The following is a 21,837-nucleotide window of genomic DNA, read 5'->3' on the forward strand; positions in this document are numbered from 1 at the left end:
GTCGGACACCGGCAGGCATGGACGGCGAGCTGGCGGAGGCGCTCGTCCGCAGCCGCCGCTTCTTCACCCGGGCGGAGGTCTCCGACGACCTGCGCACCCTGCACCGCAAGGGCGGCAGACAGGCGGACGAGTTCTACCGGGACCGCTGGTCCCACGACAAGGTGGTCCGCTCCACCCACGGTGTGAACTGCACGGGTTCCTGCTCCTGGAAGGTGTACGTCAAGGACGGCATCATCACCTGGGAGGCGCAGCAGACCGACTACCCGTCCGTCGGCCCGGACCGCCCCGAGTACGAGCCGCGCGGCTGCCCCCGGGGGGCGGCCTTCTCCTGGTACACCTACTCGCCCACCAGGGTGCGCTACCCGTACGTCCGCGGCGTCCTGCTGCGGATGTACCGCGAGGCCAGGGAGCGGCTCGGCGACCCGGTCGCGGCCTGGGCCGACATCGTGTCCGACCCCGAGAAGGCGCGCCGCTACAAACGGGCGCGCGGCAAGGGCGGCCTGGTGCGGGCTAGCTGGGACGAGGCGGTGGAGATGATCGCCGCCGCGCACGTCCACACGATCAAGGAGTACGGTCCCGACCGGCTGGCCGGGTTCTCACCGATCCCGGCGATGTCGATGGTCTCGCACGCGGCCGGGGCCCGCTTCTACTCGCTGCTCGGCGGGGCGATGCTGTCGTTCTACGACTGGTACGCCGACCTGCCGGTCGCCTCGCCGCAGATGTTCGGCGACCAGACGGACGTACCGGAGTCGGGGGACTGGTGGGACGCCGGCTATCTGATCATGTGGGGTTCGAACCTGCCGGTGACCCGCACTCCGGACGCCCACTGGATGGTCGAGGCCCGTTATCGCGGCCAGAAGGTCGTCGTCGTGTCGCCGGACTACGCGGACAACGTGAAGTTCGCCGACGAGTGGCTCGCCGCCCAGCCCGGCACCGACGGCGCGCTGGCGATGGCCATGGGGCATGTGATCCTCAAGGAGTTCTTCGTCGACCGGGCCACTCCGTACTTCACCGACTACGTCAGGAAGTTCACGGATCTGCCCTTCCTGGTCGCCCTCGAGGAGGCGGAGGGTGAACCGGGCACCTACCGGCCCGGCAAGTTCCTGACCGCCGCCGACCTCGGCGGCGAGCACGCGGAGGCCGAGCACGCGGAGTTCCGTACCGTGCTGCTGGACGAGGCCACCGGCCGGCCCGTCGTCCCGAACGGCACGCTCGGCGACCGCTACGGCGACTCGGGCGCCGGCAAGTGGAACCTCGACCTCGGCGAGACCCGGCCCCTGCTGTCCGCCGAGGGCGGTGAGGAGACACCGGTCGCGGTCGAACTGCCCCGCTTCGACGCCCTCGACGGCGGCGCGGACCGGCTGCGGCGCGGCGTGCCCGTACGCCGGGTCGCCGGGCGGCTGGTCACCACGGTCTACGACCTGCTGCTGGCCCAGTACGGCGTCGTCCGCGACGGCCTGCCCGGCCGGTGGCCCGCCTCCTACGACGACGCGAGCGAGCCGTACACCCCCGCCTGGCAGGCCGCCCTCACCGGGGTGGACGCGGGGAAGGCGGCCAGGATCGCCCGGGAGTTCGCGGCCAACGCGGAGGAGTCCGGCGGCCGTTCGATGATCGTCATGGGGGCGGGGACGAACCACTGGTTCCACTCCGACACCATCTACCGGGCCTTCCTTACCCTGACGACCCTCACCGGCTGCCAGGGCGTCAACGGTGGCGGCTGGGCGCACTACGTCGGCCAGGAGAAGGTGCGCCCCCTCACCGGTTACTCCACGATCGCGACCGCCGCCGACTGGAACCGCCCGGCCCGGCTGATGATCCAGACGGCCTACTGGTATCTGCACGGCGACCAGTTCCGCTACGACCCGTTCTCCGCCGACACGCTCGCCGCGGCCGGTGCGGGAGGCCCGTTCGCCGGGAAGACCACGGCGGACGTGATCGCGCAGTCGGCACGGATGGGCTGGATGCCGTCGTATCCGACCTTCGACCGCAACCCCCTCGACCTCGCCGACGAGGCCGAGACGGCGGGCCGCACCGTGGGCGAACACGTGGTGGAGGAACTGAAGGCGGGACGGCTCGGGTTCGCGGGCGAGGACCCCGACGCGCCGCGCAACTTCCCGCGCGTGCTGACCGTGTGGCGGGCCAATCTCCTGGGCTCCTCGGCCAAGGGAAACGAGTACTTCCTCAAGCACCTGCTCGGCACCGACTCCTCCGTACGCGCCACGGAGGCGCCCCCCGGGGCGCGGCCGCGGGACGTGGTCTGGCGGGAGGAGGCCCCCGAGGGCAAACTCGATCTGCTGCTCACCCTCGACTTCCGCATGACGAGCACCACCGTCTTCTCCGACGTGGTGCTGCCCGCCGCCACCTGGTACGAGAAGCACGATCTGTCCAGCACCGACATGCACCCCTTCGTGCACGCCTTCAATCCGGCGATCTCCCCGCCCTGGCAGACCCGCACGGACTGGGACGCCTTCCACACCATCGCCCGCGAGTTCAGCCGGCAGGCCGCGGAGCATCTTGGCGTACGCAAGGACGTGGTGGCCGCGCCGCTGCTGCACGACACCCCGGACGAACTGGCGAACCCGCACGGCAGGGTGCGTGACTGGAAGGCGGGGGAGTGCGAGCCGGTTCCCGGCCGCACCATGCCCAAGCTGATCACCGTGGAGCGCGACTACGGCGCCGTCGCCGACAGGATGGGCGCGCTCGGCCCGCTGCTGGACACCCTGGGCGCCACCACCAAGGGCGTCACCTTCAGACTGGAACGCGAACTCGATTACCTGCGGCACAAGAACGGCACGGTACGCGGCGGGGCGGCCGACGGCCGTCCGTCGATCGCCCGCGATGTGCACGCCTGCGAGGCGATCCTCGCGATGTCGGGCACCACGAACGGGCATCTGGCCACGCAGGGCTTCCACACCGTCGAGGCACGCACCGGGACCCGGCTGGCGGATCTGGCCGCCGAGCACGAGGGCAAACAGATCACCTTCGCCGACACCCAGGCCGCCCCCGTGCCGGTCATCACCTCCCCGGAATGGTCGGGTTCGGAGACCGGCGGACGCCGCTACTCGCCGTTCACCGTCAACGTCGAGCGGCTCAAACCCTGGCACACCCTCACCGGCCGCCAGCACTTCTACCTCGACCACGACTGGATGAGCGCACTCGGTGAGCAACTCCCCGTCTACCGGCCCCCGTTGAACATGAACGCGCTCTTCGGCGAGCCCTGCATCGGCGATACCGGCGAACTCGGCGTCACCGTGCGCTACCTCACCCCGCACAACAAGTGGTCGATCCACTCCGAGTACCAGGACAACCTGTTCATGCTGTCGCTGTCCCGGGGCGGACCGACGATCTGGATGAGCACCCAGGACGCGGCCAAGGCCGGGGTGAAGGACAACGACTGGGTCGAGGCGGTCAACCGCAACGGCGTGGTCGCCGCCCGCGCGATCGTCTCGCACCGGATGCCGGAGGGCACGGTCTACATGCACCACGCCCAGGACCGGCTGATCGACGTGCCCCGCACCGAGACCACGGGCCGCCGGGGCGGCATCCACAACTCCCTCACCCGGCTGCTGATCAAACCGAGCCATCTCATCGGCGGCTACGCGCAGTTGTCGTACGCCTTCAACTACCTCGGCCCGACCGGCAACCAGCGCGACGAGGTCACCGTCGTCCGGCGCCGTACGAACCAGGAGGTGGAGTACTGAGATGCGGGTCATGGCACAGATGGCGATGGTGATGAACCTCGACAAGTGCATCGGCTGCCACACCTGTTCAGTCACCTGCAAACAGGCATGGACCAACCGCGCCGGAGTCGAGTACGTCTGGTTCAACAACGTCGAGACCCGGCCCGGCCAGGGCTACCCCCGCCGCTACGAGGACCAGGAGAAGTGGCGCGGTGGCTGGGAGCTGAACAAGCGCGGCAATCTCGCGCTGAAGGCCGGCGGCCGCTTCAAGAAGCTCGTCACGATCTTCTCCAACCCCGTCCTCCCGTCCCTCGACGACTACTACGAGCCCTGGACGTACGACTACGAGACCCTGACCAACGCCCCGCTGCAGGAGCACACCCCGGTCGCCCGCCCCAAGTCCCTGATCACCGGCAAGGACATGAAGATCTCCTGGTCGGCGAACTGGGACGACGACCTCGGCGGATCCGCCGAACACGGCGAGAAGGACGTCCTCCTCAACGAGGTCTCCGAGAAGATCAAGTTCGAGTTCGAGCAGACCTTCATGTTCTATCTGCCGCGCATCTGCGAGCACTGCCTCAACCCCTCGTGCGCGGCCTCCTGTCCCTCCGGCGCGATCTACAAGCGCGAGGAGGACGGCATCGTCCTCGTCGACCAGGACCGCTGCCGCGGCTGGCGGATGTGCGTCACGGGCTGCCCGTACAAGAAGGTGTACTTCAACCACCGCACCGGCAAGGCCGAGAAGTGCACCTTCTGCTTCCCCCGCGTCGAGGTCGGCCTGCCCACCGTCTGCTCCGAGACCTGCGTCGGCCGGCTGCGCTACATCGGGCTCGTCCTCTACGACGCCGACCGCGTCCTGGAAGCCGCCTCCACCCCCGACGACACCGGCCTGTACGAGGCCCAGCGGCAGGTCTTCCTCGACCCGTACGACCCACAGGTCATCGCGGCGGCGGAGAAGGCGGACATCCCCCGGGACTGGATCGAGGCCGCCCAGCGGTCCCCGGTCCACGCCCTCATCAACACCTACAAGGTGGCCCTGCCGCTGCACCCGGAGTACCGCACCCTGCCCATGGTCTGGTACATCCCGCCGCTCTCCCCGGTCGTCGACGCCGTACGGGACACCGGCCGGGACGCCGAGGACCACCGCAACCTCTTCGCCGCCGTCGACGCCCTGCGCATCCCGGTCGACTACCTCGCCCAGCTCTTCACCGCGGGCGACCCGGCACCCGTGGACGCGGTCCTGCGCCGGCTGGCCGCCATGCGCGCCTACATGCGGGACATCAACCTCGGCCGCGAACCCGACGCCTCCATCCCCGAGACCGTCGGCATGGGCGAGGAACAGCTGTACGACATGTACCGGCTGCTGGCCCTGGCGAAGTACGACGAGCGGTACGTCATCCCGCCCGCCCACGCCGAGCAGGCCCACCAGCTCGAGGAGTTGGCCACCGAGTGCAGCCTGGACTACGAGGGCGGCCCCGGCATGGGCGGCTCCGGCCCCTTCGGTGAGTCCTCCGGCGGCGCGGCACCGATCGCGGTGGAGAACTTCCACGCCCTGCGCCACCGGCAGACCTCCGACACCGCCGCCGCCCCCACCGACAAGGACACCCGCGTCAACCTCCTCAACTGGGACGGCAAGGGTTCCCCGCCCGGACTCTTCCCGGACCGGCCGGCCGACGACGGGAAGGGTGAGCCGAAGCCATGAGAAGGAAGACCACCCGCACCCAGCCCTGGCACCCCCACGCCTGGCAGGTCCAGTCCCTGCTGCTCGCCTACCCGGACGAGCAGTTCGAGCAGCGCCTGGCCCTGGCGGCCCGGGTCGCCGCCACCCTCCCGGAACCCGTCGCCCACCCCTTGCTCCGCTTCACCGCCCACGCCGGACGGACGGCCGGCGCCGATCTGGCCACCGCCTACGTCGCCACCTTCGACCACCGCAAACGCTGCTGCCCCTATCTGACGTACTACGCCCACGGTGACACCAGGAAGCGCGGCCTCGCCCTGCTGCGGCTGAAACAGACGTACGCCGCGGCCGGCCGGCGCCTGACCGACGACGAACTGCCCGACCACCTCGCCGTCGTCCTGGAGTTCGCCGCCACGGACCCCGGGGCCGGACACCGCCTCCTCACCGAGCACCGTGCCGGCCTGGAACTGCTGCGCCTGGCCCTGACCGACGACGCCGCACCCTGGGCGCACGTCCTGGACTCCGTCTCGGCCACCCTGCCCGCCCTCGCCGGCGACGACCGCGAAGCCGTCCTGCGCCTCGCCGCTCAGGGCCCGCCCGAGGAACAGGTCGGCCTCGACCCCTACGCGTCGCCCGTGTTCCTGCCCGACCCCGTCGTAGGAGGCCCCCGATGACCGCGCCCGCGCAGCCCCTCACCCTGGCGGTCGGGACCGGCACCGGCGGCATCCTGCTCTGGGTCGTCCTGCCCTATGTGGCCCTCGCCGTGTTCGTGCTCGGCCACATCTGGCGCTACCGCTACGACAAGTTCGGCTGGACCACCCGCTCCTCCCAGCTGTACGAACGGCGCCTGCTGCGCATCGGCAGCCCCCTGTTCCACTTCGGCATCCTCGTCGTGCTCCTCGGCCACATCGGCGGCCTCGTCATCCCCAAGAGCTGGACCGAGGCGGCCGGGATCAGCGAGCACATGTATCACATTGGCGCGGTCGTCCTCGGCACCATCGCGGGCGTCGCCACCCTGGGCGGACTTGCCATCCTGATCTACCGGCGCCGCACCGTCGGCCCCGTCTTCTCCGCCACGACCCGCAACGACAAGGCCATGTACGTCTCCCTCACGGTGACCATCGGGCTCGGCCTGTCCGCCACGGTGGCCGCGAACCTCGTCGGCGGAGGATACGACTACCGCGAGACGATCTCCCCGTGGTTCCGCTCGATCTTCTACTTCCAGCCCGACCCGGACCTGATGACCGGCGCCCCGGTGCTGTTCCAGCTGCACGCGATCAGCGCCCTGCTGCTCTTCGCGGCCTGGCCGTTCACCCGGCTCGTCCATATGCTCACCGCGCCGCTGGGTTACCTCACCCGCCCGTACATCGTCTACCGCAGCCGTGACAGCCGCCTCGGCACCCGGCCGCCGCGCCGCGGCTGGGAACGCGTGGGGTGAACGGCCGTTCAGGCCCCGGTGGGCGCGGAGAGCGGAACGGTCCACTCCACGACGGTGCCGGTGGGCTCGTTCGGCGTGAGGGCGAAAGCGCCACCCAGGTCGGCGGCGCGCCGGCTCAGGTTGTCCAGGCCGCTGCGGCGGGTGACGGCCGGGTCGATACCGGTCCCGTTGTCGGCGACACGGAGCCGGACCCGGCTGCTGTCCGTCTCGACGGTGACCTCGACCGCCGTCGCGTGCGCGTGCCGGGCGGCGTTCGAGAGGGCCTCGCGCACCACCGCGAGGAGATGCTCGGCATGCCCGGCCGGTACGACGGTGTCCAGCAGCCCGGTCATGCGCAGAGCGGGGGTGAAGCCGAGCACGGCCGCGGCGCGGTCGGTCTCGGTGAGCAGTTTCGCGCGCAGCCCGCCGCGCCCGTCGGCCCGGTCCCGCTCGCGCAGGGCGTAGATCGTGCCGCGAATGGTCTTGATGGTGTCGTCCAGGTCCTCGACGACCCGCTGGACACGCTCGGCCACCTCAGGCCGGTCGGAGACACGGCCGAGGACGGAATTCAGCGTCAGCCCGGAGGCGAACAACCGCTGGATCGCCAGGTCGTGCAGATCACGGGCGATACGGTCGCGGTCCGTCAGCACCATGAGATGGTCGGCCTCGCGGCGGTGCTCGGCGATCTCCAGGGCGAGGGCGGCCTGGTCGGAGAAGCCGTTGATCATGGCCATGGTGGCGTCGGTGAACTCGGTGCCGCCGGGCAGGTTCGCGACCTGCAGAACCCCGCGCACATGCTCGCCACCGCCCAGCGGGAGCAGGAAACCCGGCCCCAGGTCGATCTGCGCCGCTGAGCCGCCCCCGGACTGCGGTTCGTCGGACAGCGCACCGCTGGTGACCCGCTGGTTGGACCGGTAGACCTTCGCGGCCAGCGTGGCGGCCGGCAGGACCAGCCCCTCGACCTGCTCGGCCCCCGCACCGTCCGCGGCCTCGATCACCAGCTCGTCGCCGCCCTCCAGCGGTACCGCGAGCGTCACCAGGGCGGCGCCGGACAGCGTCCTGACGGTGGCGGCGACCTGGTGCAGCACCTGCTCCGGGTCCGCGCCCGACAGCAGGCTGCGGGCCAGATCGCTGCTGGCCGCCAGCCACTGCTCCCGGCGCCGGGTGTCCTCGTACAGACGGGCGTTGTCGATCGCGACGCCGGCCGCGGCCGCGAGCGTGCGCAGCACCGCCTCGTCGTCGTCGTCGAACTCCGCGCCGTCGCGTTTGTCGGTCAGATACAGGTTGCCGAAGACCTGGTCGCGCACGCGCACCGGCGCTCCCAGGAACGTGGTCATCGGCGGGTGTCCCTCGGGAAAGCCCACCGAGTCGGGGTGGCGGCCGAGCTCGGCCAGACGCAGCGGTTCCGGCTTACGGATCAGCAGCCCGAGGATGCCCTGCCCCTCGGGATAGTGGCCGATCCTCCGGACGGTCTCCTCGTCCATGCCGACCGTGATGAACTGCCGGATCCTCCCTTCCTCGCCGATCACTCCCAGCGCCCCGTACCGGGCGTCCACGAGGGTCACGGCCGACTCGGTGATCCGGCGCAGCACCACGTCGAGATCCAGATCGGAGCCGATGGCGAGGACGGCGTCCAGCAGCGTGTGCACCCGGTCCCGCGTCGCGCGGACCTGGGCGATATGGGCCTGCAGCCCCTCCAGCAGCTCGTCCAGCCGCAGCTGGGGCGCCGCCGGGCCGCCGCCCTCGCGCCCCCGTGCAGGAGTCTCCGCCATTTCCGCTCCCTCCGGAAAAGGTACCGCCGGCACCTCCTCATCATGCCCGAACGGTCCCCGGCACCCGAACGTATGGGTACAGCGCGGCCGTACCGGCAGTCAAGATCCTATGACCCGGCGTCTTCGAGCGGAGCGCCGCGTACGGTCCGGACCGCCCCGGGTCCCGTCGCGGGCCGCCGTCGCGCTGCAGGGCGCGCAGCGCCATGTCGACGATGCGGTGGAGGTCCTCCCGGGCCACGTCCCGGATCGTGGGTTCCTTCAGGACGGCGGCCGTGCAGGCGGCGTCGCCGAGGCAGGAGCGGTGTCCCGGGCGCCCACTGCCTTCACGGCTTCAGGATGGGCAGCCCCGGGAGTCGGCGGTGCCGGAAAGGGCGCCCGCCCAACCGTGAAACAGTACTTTGCCGGTTAGTGGATCCTGTCCGGCCCGGGGCCGCCCTGGTGGCGTTCGTAGTGCCGGCGGGTCTTCGCGCGGTTGCCGCAGGCCGCCATGGAGCACCACCGGCGGCGTCCGTTCCTGGACGTGTCGTAGAACCGCAACCGGCAGTCGGGGTTGGCGCACTTGCGGATGCGGTCGGCCCCCTCCTCCAGCAGCCGCAGATAGACCTCGGCCGTACGCCAGGCGGCGAGCCAGCCGGGAGTGTCGGTCTCGACGACCGTCTCCGGGCCCTCCGTGCCCAGCAGATGCCGAACGCGCCCGTGGGCCAGCGTGTCGTTGAGCATCTCCCTGGACCGCTCGAGGCCGTGCCCCTCGCTGGTCACGAGCGAGTTCAGCGCGGTCCGCGTGGCCAGCAGCGCGCCGAGGGTCTCCTGGGTGTCGGGCGCGACGTCGGCGAGGCCGGCGGACGAGAGCCAGACCGCGAGTCCGCCGGGGCGTTCCAGCAGGTCATGAGCGCCACTGTCGTCGGTCCAGCGCGTGTTCAGCAGATCCAGCGGCAAGGGCTCCCCGAGCAGAGGGCGCGGGTCCGCGCCGACGGCCTGGGCTGGCTGGGTGTTCATGCGGTGCCCTTTCGTGTCGGGGGCCATGCCATCACACCCATGAAGCATAACCGGCTAAGCAACTTTCATCGGTTGACGCCGGGAGCGTCAACCGTTAATTTGAAATTGACCGGTTAGGCGGGGATGCCTTGCTCATCCCCGCTGGCCGGACGTACCCACCTCCTGGAAGGAACTCTCATGACCACCCCTCCGTCCCCTGCCACCCTCAAGACCGGCCACATCGGCCTCAGCGTCACCGATCTCGACCGCTCGCTGCCGTTCTACGCCCGCGTCTTCGGCTTCGAGACCCTCGCCGAAGGCAAGGAGGACACCCGCCGGTGGGCGTTCCTCGGCCGCGGCGACGACCTCGTCGTCACCCTCTGGCAGCAGAGCGAGGACGGCTTCGCCACCGGCACCGCCGGCCTGCACCACCTCTCCTTCCAGGTGGACACCCTCGACGAGCTCGCCGCGACCGAGGCGGTGCTGCGCGAACTGGACACGGACTTCGTCCACGACGGCATCACGGCGCACGCCGAGGGCGCCGCGTCGGGCGGCATCTTCTTCCGTGACCCCGACGGCATTCGTCTCGAGGTCTTCGTGCCGACCGGTGCACAGGGCGCGCCCGCCCCCGCCGGACAGGAGCCCACCTGCGGGTTCTTCTAGCACAGCCACGGCGCAGGGAGGTCCCGGCCCGCACCGGACGACGGGTGCGCGAGCCTTCCGGCGCACGGAGACGAGCTGTCGTCCGGGCGCGGCCCCGACACCCGGGGGACGCGCCCTCCCCGTCAGCGCGTGACACGCCGACACCGTGAGGAGCAGACATGAAGCCGTTCCACCGCGGCGAACTGGCCGTGCAGGAGAGAGCCGGTCTGAGTGAACGGGCCAGGGCGGTCTCGGCCGCCATCATGACCGAGATCCCGGCCGTGGCCGCGGACTTCCTGGCCGAGCAGCCGGTGCTTTTCATCGGCGCGGCCGACAGCAGCGGGAACGTCTGGTCCTCGCTCCTGACGGGGGAACCCGGATTCATCACCGTCAGCGGCCCCTCCTCCCTGAGCGTCGCCGCCACCCCCTCGACCGGCGACCCCCTGCACCGCACACTCGCCGAGCCGGCCCGCCTCGGCATGATCGCCCTGCAGCCCGGCACACGGCGGCGCATGCGCATGAACGGCACGGCACGCCCCACCGACGGCGGTCTGGAGATCCGGCTCGAGCAGATCTACGCCAACTGCCCGAAGTACATCCAGAAGAGGGAGCCTCACTGGCAGCCGGCCGCTCCCGGCGAGCCCCGTGAAGGTGGTGCGCTCACCGGCGAGGACATCACGCTCGTCGAGAACACCGACACCTTCTTCATCGCCACGACGGACACGGACGGCAACGCCGACGCTTCGCACCGCGGCGGCGACCCGGGCTTCCTCGAAGCCCTGAGCCCCCACCGTCTGCGCTGGCCCGACTACGTCGGCAACTCGATGTTCAACACCTTCGGAAACCTCGAAGTCAATCCCCGCGCAGGCCTGTTGATCCCCGACTGGACCACAGGAACCCTGCTGCACCTGACCGGCATGGCGGCCGTGGACTGGGACCCGGACCACGCGGCCGCCCTGCCGGGAGCGCAGCGCGTCGTGGACTTCACCGTCGAGCGCCTGATCCGTATCGACCACGCCTCCCCGCTGCGCTGGAGCGCTCCCCAGTTCTCCCGCTTCAACCCCCCGACCAGGTAAAGGAACAAGCACATGACCGAGTCTCCCTTCACCGGTCTCGAAGTGATCGTCGACATGGGCCTGTGCGAGAGCCATGGCCAGTGTGTCTTCGCCGCACCGCAGGTGTTCGCCTTCGACGAGGACGACGTCCTGGTGTACGAGCCCGACCCGGACGTCTCCCAGTACGAGAAGGCCGTCGCCGCCGCGGCCGCATGTCCGGTGCGTGCGATCCGTATCGAGAGCACACGATGACCGAGCAGCCGACGCGCATGGTCGTCGTCGGTGCCTCACTCGCGGGGCTGAACGCGGCGCGCGCCCTGCGAGACCAGGGACACGCGGGCCCCATCACGTTGATCGGCGAGGAACCCCATGCCCCCTACGACAGACCACCCTTGTCGAAGGGGTTCCTCGTCTCCGGCGCGGACCACACGTCACTGGCCCTGGCGGACACAGCCGTCCTCGGGCTGACGGAACTTTACGGCCGACGGGCGGTCCACCTCGATACCGGCGAGCACACGGTGCATCTGGACGACGGCGGGAGTGTCCCGTACGACGGTCTCGTCATCGCCACCGGTGCCGGGGCCCGCTCCTGGCCCGGCCCGCTTCCTGCCACAGGTGTCCACACCCTCCGCACCCTCGACGACGCCACGGCGCTCAGACGTGACCTCGGCACCGGGCCACGACGTGTCCTCGTCGCCGGTGGCGGCTTCATCGGAAGCGAAGCCGCGGCGACCGGCGCGGAGTTGGGGCACGACGTGACCCTCGCCATCCGAGGGCCGGCGCCACTGCACCGGGTACTGGGGGAGGACGCGGCATCGTTCCTCTCGGACCTCCACCACACGGCAGGCGTATCGGTCCGGCCGTTCACCACGCTCACCGGGCTGCAAGGCGGCCGGCGCGTCACCTCGGTCACCCTCGACGGAGCATGCCAGGTGAACGCGGACACCGTACTCCTCGCCCTGGGAGCCGTTCCCCACACCGACTGGCTCACCGCGTCGGGCCTGCGGCTGGACGGAGGACTGGTCACCGACGTCCACACACGCGCCGTGGGAACGGACGGCCGGCCACATCCCACGATCGTCGCGGCGGGCGATGTCACACGGTTTCCCCATCCTCACGCATCGGGACTCCTCAGCCTCGGTCACTGGAGCAACGCGGTGGAACAGGCGCGCATCGCGGCGCGCACACTCCTCCACCCTCGTGCCCCCTCGGTCTACCGGCCTGTCGCGTCCTTCTGGTCGACCCAGTACGGCGTCCGCTTCCGTGCGGTGGGCCTGCCGAGGGAGGCCGACGAGTCCGTCACCCGTGAATACGACATCGGGCGCCGGCGCCTCAACGTCGCCTACTGCCGCGACGGACGGCTCGTGGGAGCACTCACGGCAAACCGTGCGGCGCACATCGCGCGGTACCGGGAACAGCTCGCAAGGGACTTGGAAACCCCCGTCGAAGCGCGTTCCGCATGACCACGGCAGCAGGACAGGGGCGAGGATGAGAATCAAGGAGCTCGCGGACCGGGTCGGTGTCTCCACGCGTCTTCTGCGCTACTACGAAGAGCAGGGCCTTCTCGCACCGCGCCGTGAGGAGAACGGCTACCGATGCTACGACGAGGCGGCCGTGCGGCGGGTCGAGCACATTCGTGGACTGCTGAGAGCCGGACTGACCACGGAGATCATCCGAGAGGTTCTGCCCTGCTTGGCCGCCGCCGCGAAATCCGAGTACGGCGACCCGGATTTCGTGCGCCGGATCGCAGCCGAAAGGGAGCGGCTGCGGGAGCGCGTCACCGTCCTGACGCGGAACCTCCAGGCCATGGACGAGTACCTGAGCGCCGTCTCCCGGGCATCAGCCGCCGAGGTCGCCTGACCGGCTTGCCTTCTCATCGATGTCAAGGTTGCAGCATCGACTCGGCACCGCGTTCGCGGTGCGTCGAGACCCTGGCAGATCGCCGAACTCCGGCTTGGATGTGCCAGAGAAGAAGGAAAAGTGACCAAGGTGCAGGACACGATCGTGCGGTCGCAGCGAGAGGACCGCCTCCCCATCGCAGCACTCGTCTCGCTCTTCACGGCAGGCTTCATCACCACGCTCACCGAGGCCCTGCCCGCCGGAGTGCTCCCCCGGATGAGCGATGCGCTCGACGTCTCCGAGTCGGTGGCAGGCCAGACGGTGACCATCTACGCCGTCGCCACGATGCTCACGGCGATCCCCGTGGCGGTCGCCACGGCGAACTGGCCCAGACGGCGTCTCCTCGTCGTCGCGCTCGCCGGATTCCTCGTCGCCAACCTTGTCACAGCGTTCTCCGCCGACTACACCCTCACCATGGTGGCGAGGTTCGTCGCCGGTGCGGCGTCAGGCGTGACATGGAGCATCCTAGGCGGCTATGCACAGCGCATCGCGCCGGACGCGGTGAAGGGCAGGGCCATGGCCTTCGCCTTCGCCGGTACCCCCGTGGCTCTCGCCCTGGGGGTACCGGTCGGAGCGTTCCTCGGGCAGATCGTGGGCTGGCAGCTCACCTTCGGCCTGATGTCGGTGCTGGCCGCGGTGCTCATCGTCTGGACGCTGTGGAAGCTGCCCGACGTCCCCGGCCAGGAGGCGGCCGAGCGGCTTCCCCTGCGCAGTCTCCTCCGCATCCGGGGCCTTCGCACCATCCTGATCGTCACGGGCGTGTACGTGCTCGCCCACACCGTCCTCTACACGTACATCGCACCCGTGCTGGCGGGAGTCGGTCTCGCGGACCAGGTGCAGTGGATTCTGCTCGTCTTCGGTATCGCCTCCATCCTGAGCATCTGGCTCACGGGTGTGTTCGTCGACCGGCATCACCGCCGCCTGACCCTGCTCAGTACGGCGCTCTTCGCACTGGCGGCGGTCGCGCTGACTCTCTGGGCACGGACCGCGATCGTGGACTATGCCGCGGTGGCGGCATAGGGGCTGGCGTTCGGCGGGGCCGCGACGCTGTTCCAGGGCGCGCTGATGGCGGCGGCTCGTGAACACGCCGACGCGGCACAGCCGTTGATGGTCACGATGTGGAACGGCGGGATCGGCCTCGGCGGCCTGATCGGCGGGGTCCTCCTCGCCGGCCTCGGTTCCGCGTCGCTCATGACCGTGGTGGCGGTCCTCGTCATCCTCACGCTGGCCGTCGTCGTCTCCGCGCGAACCTACGCGTTCCCCGGGTCACGTCCCGAAGACTCGGCGAAGCCGATCGACGCATCGAGCTGACCTCGAGGGTACGGCGGGGGGGGGGGGGGCGGGGGGGGCGGCGGGGGCCGGGCGTGCGCGGGGGGGGGGCGCCGCCGGCGGGCCGGCGCGGGGGCGCCAGATCGACACGACGGCGCTGACCGTACGACAACTCGCCCATGCGCGAACCCAGTTCCGCCGGCCTGAAGAGGCCGAGGGAGAGCAGGGCGTCGGCGTGTTCGTCGGCGGCGCCCACACGGCCCAGCCCGAACGCCTCGGCCACCGCCAGATCCGGTGGCCACGGCGTCTCGTCCTGGCGCAGATGTCCCACCCGGCCCGGCACCCGCACCGTGCCCTCGTCCGGCCGCAGTTCACCGGCGAGCAGCTTCAGCAGCGTGGTCTTGCCGGCGCCGTTGGGACCGGTGACGAGAAGCCGGCCGCCCCGGCCGAGAGTGAGGGAACCGAGACGCAGGCGCTCACCCACGCGCACCTCCGCCAGCTGGACGGCGGGGAGTTGTGCGGTAGCGGTCTCCATGCTGTCCCCGACGTCCCCCGGGATCCCCAAGTGCACGCTGAAGGCCAGCGGGTCCGGCGGAGGTGCCACCGGGTTCGAGGTCAGCCGCTCCACCCGCTCGCGGGCGTTGCGGACGCGGGCCATGGCGCCGTGCGCCCGGCCACGGGCCCGGAAGCCGCCGTGGCCGAAGTTGGCCAGTGCCGCCTTGCGCGGGATGGCGCCGAGGCGGGCCGCCTGGCCAATGGCCAGGCGCTCGTTGCGGGCCAGCTCGGACCGCCAGTCCGCGTACTCCTGGAACCGGCGGCGGCGCTCCGCCGCCTTCGCCGCGCGGTAGCCGGCATACCCGTCGCCGTACCGGGTGACTCTCCCCGCCTCGGCCTCCAGGACCGTGGTGGTCAGGCGTTCCAGGAAGACGCGGTCGTGGGTGACCACGAGTACCGTGCCGCAGTGCGCCCGCAGTTGTGCCTCCAGCCACTCCACGGCGTGGTCGTCCAGGTCGTTCGTCGGCTCGTCCAGAAGCAGCAGCTCCGGCCGGCCGGCGAGGACACCGGCCAGGGCGAGACGGGAGCGCTCACCGCCGGAGAGGGTCCCGAGGCGGCGCCCACGGCCCAGAGCCGGCAGGCCGAGGTGGTGCAGCGCGATGTCCACCCGGTGATCGGCGTCGTAGCCGCCCCGGGCCTCAAGGCGTGCGAGGAGTACGGCGTAGGCGGCGAGCGCCGCCCGGTTCTCGCCGTCACCGAGCGCCTGCTCGGCCCGGCGCAACTCCGCCTCCAGAGCACGCAGGTCGGCCAGGGCCAGGTCGACGGCGTCCTGGACGGTGGCGGTCGGAGGGAGGGGGATGCTCTGCGGCAGATGGCCGACACCCCCCGCGGCGGTCACGGCCACCTCGCCGCCGTCGGGGCTCTCCTGACCGGCGATCAGCCTCAGCAGGGTGGACTTCCCGGCGCCGTTGTCACCGATCAGCCCTGCCTTCTCACCCTGCTTCAGCGTGAAGGAGACCTGGTCGAGGACGGTGCGGCCGGGGTAGCGCTTGGTGACGTGGCACAGGGTGACTTGTGAGGTGTGCATGTTCGGGTCCCTCCTGGCCGCGTGGGCTTCAGCCCCGGGCCGGACAGCTGTGGACGATTGCACGGCGAGGCGCGGCGAAGGCGGAGCAGAGCTCTACGCGTCCGGCGCCGGTGATGTCACAGGGAACCCATACGGAGGACCGTACGGCACGGCGGGCGATTTGGCAAGACGGTCCGTCTCGTATCGCTGTGGGTGCGGGCGTGGAGGTGGCGGGCGCCGGTGCCCAGGTGAACTGATTATGATCTTGGGCTATGTCTGTGCAGAGCTCTGAGAAGATCCCTTCCCGCAAACAGAGGCTTCAGGAGAAGCAGCGCCGCCAGTTGGCGGTGGTCGACACCGTGGACAAGGCCGAGGCGAAGGTCCGCAAGGCCGAGGTCGAACTGGCCGGGGCGGTAGCCGAGGCGGTGCAGGTGTTCGGCGACGAGCAGGCCGCCTCCGAGGGGCTCGACATGCCGGTCGAGGTGATCCGGCGCCTCGTCGGCATGGCGCAGGAGGAAGCGGCCGGCTCCGGCGACACCGCCGGAGCCCTCTGAGTTCGCCGTTGGGCGGTCGTGCGCGCGGCTCCGGTCCTCTTGCCCGAACGGCCGCCGGACGGACGGCGGTTGCTCACATCGGGCCGCGTGCGGCCCCGCGGTTCGCGCGCCACGCGGAGAGGTCCCGCCGCCCCCACCGCACGCGCGGTGACGAGCCGGAGGCGCGCCGGGCGGGACCGGCCCGGCGCGCACGCTTCATTCCGGCTGCCAGATCCGGGACAGGGCCTCAGGGCTGAGTACTTGCTCCGGTGAGCCCTGGGCGACCAGCCGTCCGTCGCTGAGGAGCAGACAGGCGTCGGCCGAGCGGGCGGCCTCCAGGTCGTGCGTGGCCTGGACGACGGTCGTGCCGTCGGCGACCAGGTCCGTCAGGAGGGTCGTGATCCGCGCCCGGGCTTCGGGGTCCAGCCCGGTGGTCGGCTCGTCCAGCAGCAGCAGGTCGGACTGCTGGGCGAGGCCCTGGGCGATCAGCACGCGCTGGCGCTGCCCGCCGGACAGCTCGCCGAGTTGGCGGGCGGCGAGGCCCAGGACGCCCAGCCGCTCCATGGCGGAGTCGACCACGGTCCGGTCGTGGCGGGTCAGCCGCCGCCACAGCCCCCGCTGCCCCCAACGGCCCATCTCCACGGTCTGTCGCGCGGTGAGCGGCAGCGCGTCGCCGACGGCACCACGCTGCGGGACGAAGGCCGGCGGACGGCCGGGTGCGTAAGTGAGCTGCCCGGATGTGGCATCGATCACTCCGGCGAGGACACCGAGGAGTGTGGACTTGCCGCTCCCGTTCGGTCCGACGAGCGCCGTCATCGCCAACGCCCGTATGTCGGCAGTGAGTTGGCGCAGTACAAGCCTGCCCGGATAGCCCGCTTCCAGACCGGTGACGCGAACGCGCTGATCGTTCGCTTCGGCATCGGGGGATTCGAGGCGGTGTTTGTTGAACATGATTGTCATTGTAGTGTTCGCCGTATGGAGTGGTTGACGGCCCCTTTCGAAGTGGCCTTTGTGCAGCGGGCCCTGTGGGCCGGGATTCTGGTGTCGGCGATCTGCGCCCTCGCGGGGACATGGGTGGTGCTGAGGGGGATGGCCTTCCTCGGTGACGCCATGTCCCACGGCCTGCTGCCGGGCGTCGCGATCGCCGCACTGCTCGGAGGCAACCTGCTGGTGGGGGCGGTGGCGAGCGCGGCTGTCATGACGGCGGGTGTCACCGCCCTCGGCCGCACTCCGAGGCTGTCCCAGGACACCGGTATCGGCCTGCTGTTCGTCGGCATGCTGTCGCTCGGCGTCATCATCGTGTCCCGCTCGCAGTCCTTCGCCGTGGACCTCACCGGGTTCCTCTTCGGTGACGTACTCGCCGTACGCGAGAGCGATCTGGCCCTCCTCGGGCTGGCGCTGCTGCTGGCGCTGGCCGTCTCGGCCCTCGGTCACCGGGCCTTCCTGGCGCTGGCGTTCGACGAGCGCAAGGCCAGGACGCTCGGCCTGAGGCCCGGGCCGGCGCACGCCGTGCTCCTCGGCCTGCTGGCCCTGGCCATCGTGGCCTCCTTCCACATCGTGGGAACGCTGCTCGTCCTCGGCCTGCTCATCGCCCCGCCGGCGGCGGCCCTGCCCTGGGCGCGCGGCGTGCGGGGCGTCATGGTCCTCGCGGCGCTCCTCGGCGCGGCCGCCACCTTCGGCGGCCTGCTGCTCTCCTGGCATCTGAGCACCGCGGCCGGCGCGACCGTCTCGGCTCTCGCCGTCAGCCTCTTCTTCCTGTCCCACCTGGCATCCGGGATACGACACAGGCGCCGCGCGGACATCCCCCGGCCCGCCGCCGACCCCGGGCATGCCCCCACGACCCGACCGAACGAAACCTGAGGCGATCCCCTTGTTCGTCCGAAAACACGTCACCTCCCTGACACCGGTACTCCTCTCCGCTGTTCTGCTGACCGCGAGCTGCGCCGCCCACGACGACGAGCCCGGACCCGGGACCGGATCAAAGGGTGCTTCCCCCACCCCCCACGGCCATGTCGACGGCGCCACCGAGGCGGCCGAGCAGCAGTCCCGGCTCATCCTCGGCGACCGCGCCACCGGCGAGACCCGGGTACTGGACCTCGTCACCGGCAAGGTCCACGAGACAGCACGCAGAGCAGGGGTCACCGGACTCACCACGGACGGCCGCTACGGCTACTTCCACGGCACCGACGGCATCCACGTCCTCGACAGCGGCGCGTGGACGGTCGACCACGGAGACCACGTGCACTACTACCGCGCGAAGATCCAGGAGACCGGCGAACTCCCCGGCGGCACCGGCACGAGCGTCCGCAGCGACGCGGGCGTGACCGTGGTGACGGACACCCGCGGAAGAGCGGGTGTGCACCCCCGCTCCGACTCAGCGACGGGCACACCCGTCCGGCTTCCCGGCAGCTACGCCGGGGCCGTGGTCCCGTACGCGGAACACCTGATCGCCCTGACACGCGACGGCGACGGTCCCGCGCGGGTCGTCGTGCTCGACCGGTCGGGCAAGCGCGTCGCCTCCCCGGCGTCCGAGTGCGAGGACCCGCGGGGCGACGCGGTCACCCGGCGGGGAGTCGTCCTCGGTTGCGCCGACGGCGCCCTGCTCGTCCACGAGGACGACGGCGGGTTCACCGCCGAGAAGATCCCGTACGGCGAGGACGTGCCGGAAGAGGAGCGGGCGACGGGGTTCCGCCACCGTCCGGGCAGCACCGCCCTCACCGCCCCCGCGGGGAAGAACGCCGTCTGGGTCCTGGACGTGACCCGACACGCCTGGACCAGGGTGGAGACCGGCCAGGTGATCGCCGCGAACACCGCGGGCGAGGGAGCACCGCTGGTCGTCCTGGAGGACGACGGAGCCCTGCACGGCTACGACATGTCCAGCGGCAGGGAGACCGCCGTCACCGATGCCCTGCTGAAGGACGTCCCGAAGGCGGTGACCGGCGGCACAACGGCACCGGTGATCGAGATCGACCGGAGCCGGGCCTACCTCAACGACCCGTCGGGCAGGCGCGTGTACGAGATCGACTACAACGACGGCCTCCGCGTCGCCCGCACGTTCGATCTGGACGTCCGGCCGTCCCTCATGGTGGAGACGGGCCGATGAGCATGCGCGCGAGGGCCGCGCGAGTGCGCGCCCTGTTGCTGACCCTGGTCGCCTTCCTCGTTCTCGCCGCCACGGCGACCGGCTGCACGGGCGGCGGCGACGACCGGCCCCGGATCGTGGTGACGACCAACATCCTCGGTGACATCACCCGCGAGATCGCCGGCGACGAGGCGGGCGTCAGCGTCCTGATGAAGCCCAACGCCGACCCGCACTCCTTCGGCCTGTCGGCCGTGCAGGCCGCCGAGCTGGAGAACGCCGACCTGGTCGTCCACAACGGCCTGGGCCTGGAGGAGAACGTACTGCGGCATGTGGAGGCGGCCCGCGCGGCGGGCGTGGCCACCTTCGCGGCCGGTGAGGCGGCCGACCCCCTCAGCTTCCACACGGGCGCCGCCGACGTGGACGGAGAGCCCGACCCGCACTTCTGGACCGATCCCGACCGTGTGCGCAAGGCCGCGGGCCTCCTCGCCGACCGGATCGTCGAGCACGTCGAGGGCGTGGACGAGAAGACGGTCCGGGACAACGCGGCCCGCTACGACGGACAACTCGGCGACCTCACCGCCTGGATGGAGAAGACGTTCGCCGCCGTCCCCGAGGACCGGCGCGCCCTGGTGACCAACCACCACGTCTTCGGATACCTCGCCGACCGCTTCGGCCTCCGCGTGATCGGCGCGGTCGTTCCCAGCGGCACGACACTCGCCTCCCCGAGCTCCTCCGACCTGCGCTCCCTCACGCAGGCCATGGAGGAGGCCGGCGTACGCACCGTATTCGTCGACTCCTCCCAGCCCACCCGGCTGGCGGAGGTCCTGCGCCAGGAGATGGGCGGTGACGTGGACGTCGTCGCCCTGTACTCCGAATCCCTGACCGAGAAGGGCCAGGGCGCCGGCACCTACCTGGACATGATGCGCGCCAACACCACGGCCATGGCCGAGGGCCTCACCGGCGACTGAACGAACACACCCCCGCGGCCCGGCGGACCGAACGCCGACCGCTCCACCCCCTGACCCGCCCTGACCGGGGCCGGAGAGGAAACACACCATGAACAAGCCCACGCGTGCCCGAATGGTCATGGGCACGGCCCTCGCCGTGGCGGCATCGATGGCACTGACCGCCTGCGGCGGCGGCACCGACGACGCCTCGACCGGCGCCGAGCCGAAGCCGACCGGGAACCGCGGGACAGCCACGGTCGCCGACCCGCTGGTCGCCTCCTACGACGGGGGACTGTACGTTCTTGACGGCGAGACCCTGGAACTGGCGAGGACCATCGAGCTGCCCGGCTTCAACCGGGTCAACCCGGCGGGCGACCAGGACCACGTCGTCATCTCCACCGACACCGGCTTCCGCGTCCTCGACGCCGCCCGCCAGACCTTCACGGAGACCGAGTTCAAGGGTTCCAAGCCCGGTCACGTCGTACGGCACGGGGGCAGGACGGCCCTGTTCACCGACGGCACCGGGGAGGTGAACGTCTTCGACCCCGCGGACCTCGGCGGCTCCGGCCGGCCGCGGGCACGTACCTACACCTCCGCCGAGCCCCACCACGGAGTCGCCATCGAGCTGACCAACGGCGAACTGGTCAGCACCCTGGGCACCGAGGAGAAGCGCAGCGGCGCCCTCGTCCTCGACAAGGACGGCAAGGAGATCGCACGCGCCGAGAACTGCCCGGGAGTGCACGGCGAGGCCGCCGCCAAGGACGAGGTGGTCGCTCTCGGCTGCGAGGACGGCGTACTGCTCTACAGGGACGGCGAGTTCACCAAGGTCGACGCCCCCGACGACTACGCACGCACCGGCAACCAGGCGGGCAGCGACGCCTCCCCGATCCTCCTGGGCGACTACAAGACCGACCCCGAGGCGGAACTGGAACGGCCCACCCGCATATCGCTGATCGACACCCGCTCCGCCACGATGAAGCTGGTCGACCTCGGCACCAGTTACTCCTTCCGCTCGCTCGCCCGCGGCCCGCACGGCGAGGCACTCGTGCTCGGCACCGACGGCGTACTCCACAGCATCGACCCGGAGACCGGGAAGGTGGAGAAGCGGATCGAGGCGGTCGGTGCGTGGACGGAGCCCCTGGACTGGCAGCAGCCCCGGCCCACCCTGTTCGTCCGTGACCACACGGCGTACGTCTCCGACCCGGGCAAGCGCCAACTGCACGCCTTCGACCTGGAGTCGGGCAAGAAGCTGACGTCCGTGACCCTGCCGAAGAGCACCAACGAACTGTCCGGCACGGTGGCCGGCCACTGACCGGCCTCTCTGCCG

18 protein-coding genes and 1 pseudogene are annotated in these 21,837 nt (G+C 70.9%); 15 read left to right on the plus strand and 4 right to left on the minus strand.

The window, feature by feature from the left end; all coding sequences use genetic code 11:
- The first annotated feature begins 17 nt into the window (after positions 1-17).
- The 4 genes from IF28_RS0130400 to narI are packed head-to-tail and all read left to right on the plus strand — an operon-like array spanning position 18 to position 6,796.
- Positions 18-3,701, plus strand: coding sequence for a nitrate reductase subunit alpha (locus IF28_RS0130400; RefSeq protein ID WP_051713937.1), 3,684 nt, complete (start codon positions 18-20; stop codon positions 3,699-3,701).
- Position 3,702: 1 nt separating this feature from the next.
- The gene (gene narH / locus IF28_RS0130405) at positions 3,703-5,382 is read left to right on the plus strand and encodes a nitrate reductase subunit beta (protein WP_030226953.1); all 1,680 of its coding nucleotides are present in this window, start codon (positions 3,703-3,705) and stop codon (positions 5,380-5,382) included.
- Positions 5,379-6,032, plus strand: a complete 654-nt coding sequence (gene narJ, locus IF28_RS0130410) for a nitrate reductase molybdenum cofactor assembly chaperone (protein WP_030226956.1) — start codon at positions 5,379-5,381, stop codon at positions 6,030-6,032. The genes narH and narJ overlap by 4 nt, the downstream gene beginning before the upstream one ends.
- On the plus strand, positions 6,029-6,796 hold the full coding sequence (narI, locus tag IF28_RS0130415; RefSeq protein ID WP_051713938.1) for a respiratory nitrate reductase subunit gamma: 768 nt from the start codon (positions 6,029-6,031) through the stop codon (positions 6,794-6,796). Before narJ ends, narI begins: the two co-directional genes overlap by 4 nt.
- 8 nt (positions 6,797-6,804) lie before the next feature.
- On the opposite strand, the gene IF28_RS0130420 is transcribed toward narI, so the two are convergent.
- Both IF28_RS0130420 and IF28_RS0130430 read right to left on the minus strand, forming a co-directional pair.
- Positions 6,805-8,547: a GAF domain-containing protein gene (locus tag IF28_RS0130420; protein WP_030226961.1), complete on the minus strand. Its 1,743-nt coding sequence runs from the start codon at positions 8,545-8,547 to the stop codon at positions 6,805-6,807.
- Between the two features lie 405 nt (positions 8,548-8,952).
- Positions 8,953-9,543, minus strand: coding sequence for a CGNR zinc finger domain-containing protein (locus tag IF28_RS0130430; RefSeq protein ID WP_030226966.1), 591 nt, complete (start codon positions 9,541-9,543; stop codon positions 8,953-8,955).
- Positions 9,544-9,720: 177 nt separating this feature from the next.
- On the opposite strand from IF28_RS0130430, the gene IF28_RS0130435 reads away from it, so the two are divergent.
- The 6 genes from IF28_RS0130435 (at position 9,721) to IF28_RS36620 (ending at position 14,138) form a co-directional block, all read left to right on the plus strand.
- Positions 9,721-10,185 carry a VOC family protein gene (locus IF28_RS0130435; protein WP_030226969.1) on the plus strand — a complete coding sequence of 155 codons (465 nt, stop codon included), beginning with the start codon at positions 9,721-9,723 and terminating at the stop codon, positions 10,183-10,185.
- Between the two features lie 158 nt (positions 10,186-10,343).
- Positions 10,344-11,240 carry a pyridoxamine 5'-phosphate oxidase family protein gene (locus IF28_RS0130440; protein WP_030226971.1) on the plus strand — a complete coding sequence of 299 codons (897 nt, stop codon included), beginning with the start codon at positions 10,344-10,346 and terminating at the stop codon, positions 11,238-11,240.
- A gap of 12 nt (positions 11,241-11,252) precedes the next feature.
- The gene (locus IF28_RS0130445) at positions 11,253-11,471 is read left to right on the plus strand and encodes a ferredoxin (RefSeq protein WP_030226974.1); all 219 of its coding nucleotides are present in this window, start codon (positions 11,253-11,255) and stop codon (positions 11,469-11,471) included.
- Positions 11,468-12,682 (plus strand): NAD(P)/FAD-dependent oxidoreductase, encoded by a 1,215-nt coding sequence (locus IF28_RS0130450; protein WP_030226977.1) that lies wholly within the window; start codon positions 11,468-11,470, stop codon positions 12,680-12,682. The genes IF28_RS0130445 and IF28_RS0130450 overlap by 4 nt, the downstream gene beginning before the upstream one ends.
- Before the next feature lie 25 nt (positions 12,683-12,707).
- Positions 12,708-13,079, plus strand: coding sequence for a MerR family transcriptional regulator (locus IF28_RS0130455; RefSeq protein ID WP_030226979.1), 372 nt, complete (start codon positions 12,708-12,710; stop codon positions 13,077-13,079).
- A 120-nt stretch (positions 13,080-13,199) separates the two neighbouring features.
- On the plus strand, positions 13,200-14,138 hold the full coding sequence (locus IF28_RS36620; RefSeq protein ID WP_267883075.1) for an MFS transporter: 939 nt from the start codon (positions 13,200-13,202) through the stop codon (positions 14,136-14,138).
- 385 nt (positions 14,139-14,523) lie between these two features.
- Here the strand turns inward: IF28_RS36620 and IF28_RS0130465 are convergent.
- Positions 14,524-15,969: pseudogene (locus IF28_RS0130465) on the minus strand (ABC-F family ATP-binding cassette domain-containing protein); the annotation flags it as partial.
- A 251-nt stretch (positions 15,970-16,220) separates the two neighbouring features.
- Here IF28_RS0130465 and IF28_RS0130470 point away from each other — a divergent pair.
- Positions 16,221-16,502, plus strand: coding sequence for a hypothetical protein (locus IF28_RS0130470; protein WP_030226983.1), 282 nt, complete (start codon positions 16,221-16,223; stop codon positions 16,500-16,502).
- A gap of 195 nt (positions 16,503-16,697) precedes the next feature.
- Here IF28_RS0130470 and aztA read toward each other — a convergent pair whose 3' ends face one another.
- Complete coding sequence (gene aztA / locus IF28_RS0130475; protein WP_030226986.1) at positions 16,698-17,441, minus strand: zinc ABC transporter ATP-binding protein AztA; 744 nt, start codon at positions 17,439-17,441, stop codon at positions 16,698-16,700.
- A 15-nt stretch (positions 17,442-17,456) separates the two neighbouring features.
- Here aztA and aztB point away from each other — a divergent pair, with 15 nt between their 5' ends.
- The 4 genes from aztB to aztD all read left to right on the plus strand — a co-directional run bounded on the left by aztB (position 17,457) and on the right by aztD (position 21,822).
- The gene (aztB, locus tag IF28_RS0130480; RefSeq protein WP_030226990.1) at positions 17,457-18,341 is read left to right on the plus strand and encodes a zinc ABC transporter permease AztB; all 885 of its coding nucleotides are present in this window, start codon (positions 17,457-17,459) and stop codon (positions 18,339-18,341) included.
- 10 nt (positions 18,342-18,351) lie between these two features.
- A complete protein-coding gene (locus tag IF28_RS0130485; RefSeq protein WP_030226992.1) occupies positions 18,352-19,584 on the plus strand; it encodes a hypothetical protein in 1,233 nt (410 codons plus the stop codon).
- Positions 19,581-20,531: a zinc ABC transporter substrate-binding protein AztC gene (gene aztC / locus IF28_RS0130490; protein WP_030226995.1), complete on the plus strand. Its 951-nt coding sequence runs from the start codon at positions 19,581-19,583 to the stop codon at positions 20,529-20,531. Before IF28_RS0130485 ends, aztC begins: the two co-directional genes overlap by 4 nt.
- A gap of 88 nt (positions 20,532-20,619) precedes the next feature.
- The gene (gene aztD, locus IF28_RS0130495; protein WP_030226996.1) at positions 20,620-21,822 is read left to right on the plus strand and encodes a zinc metallochaperone AztD; all 1,203 of its coding nucleotides are present in this window, start codon (positions 20,620-20,622) and stop codon (positions 21,820-21,822) included.
- The last annotated feature ends 15 nt before the right edge of the window (positions 21,823-21,837 follow it).

It is taken from the genome of Streptomyces sp. NRRL WC-3626 (assembly GCF_000718785.1).
Taxonomy (GTDB): domain Bacteria; phylum Actinomycetota; class Actinomycetes; order Streptomycetales; family Streptomycetaceae; genus Streptomyces; species Streptomyces edwardsiae.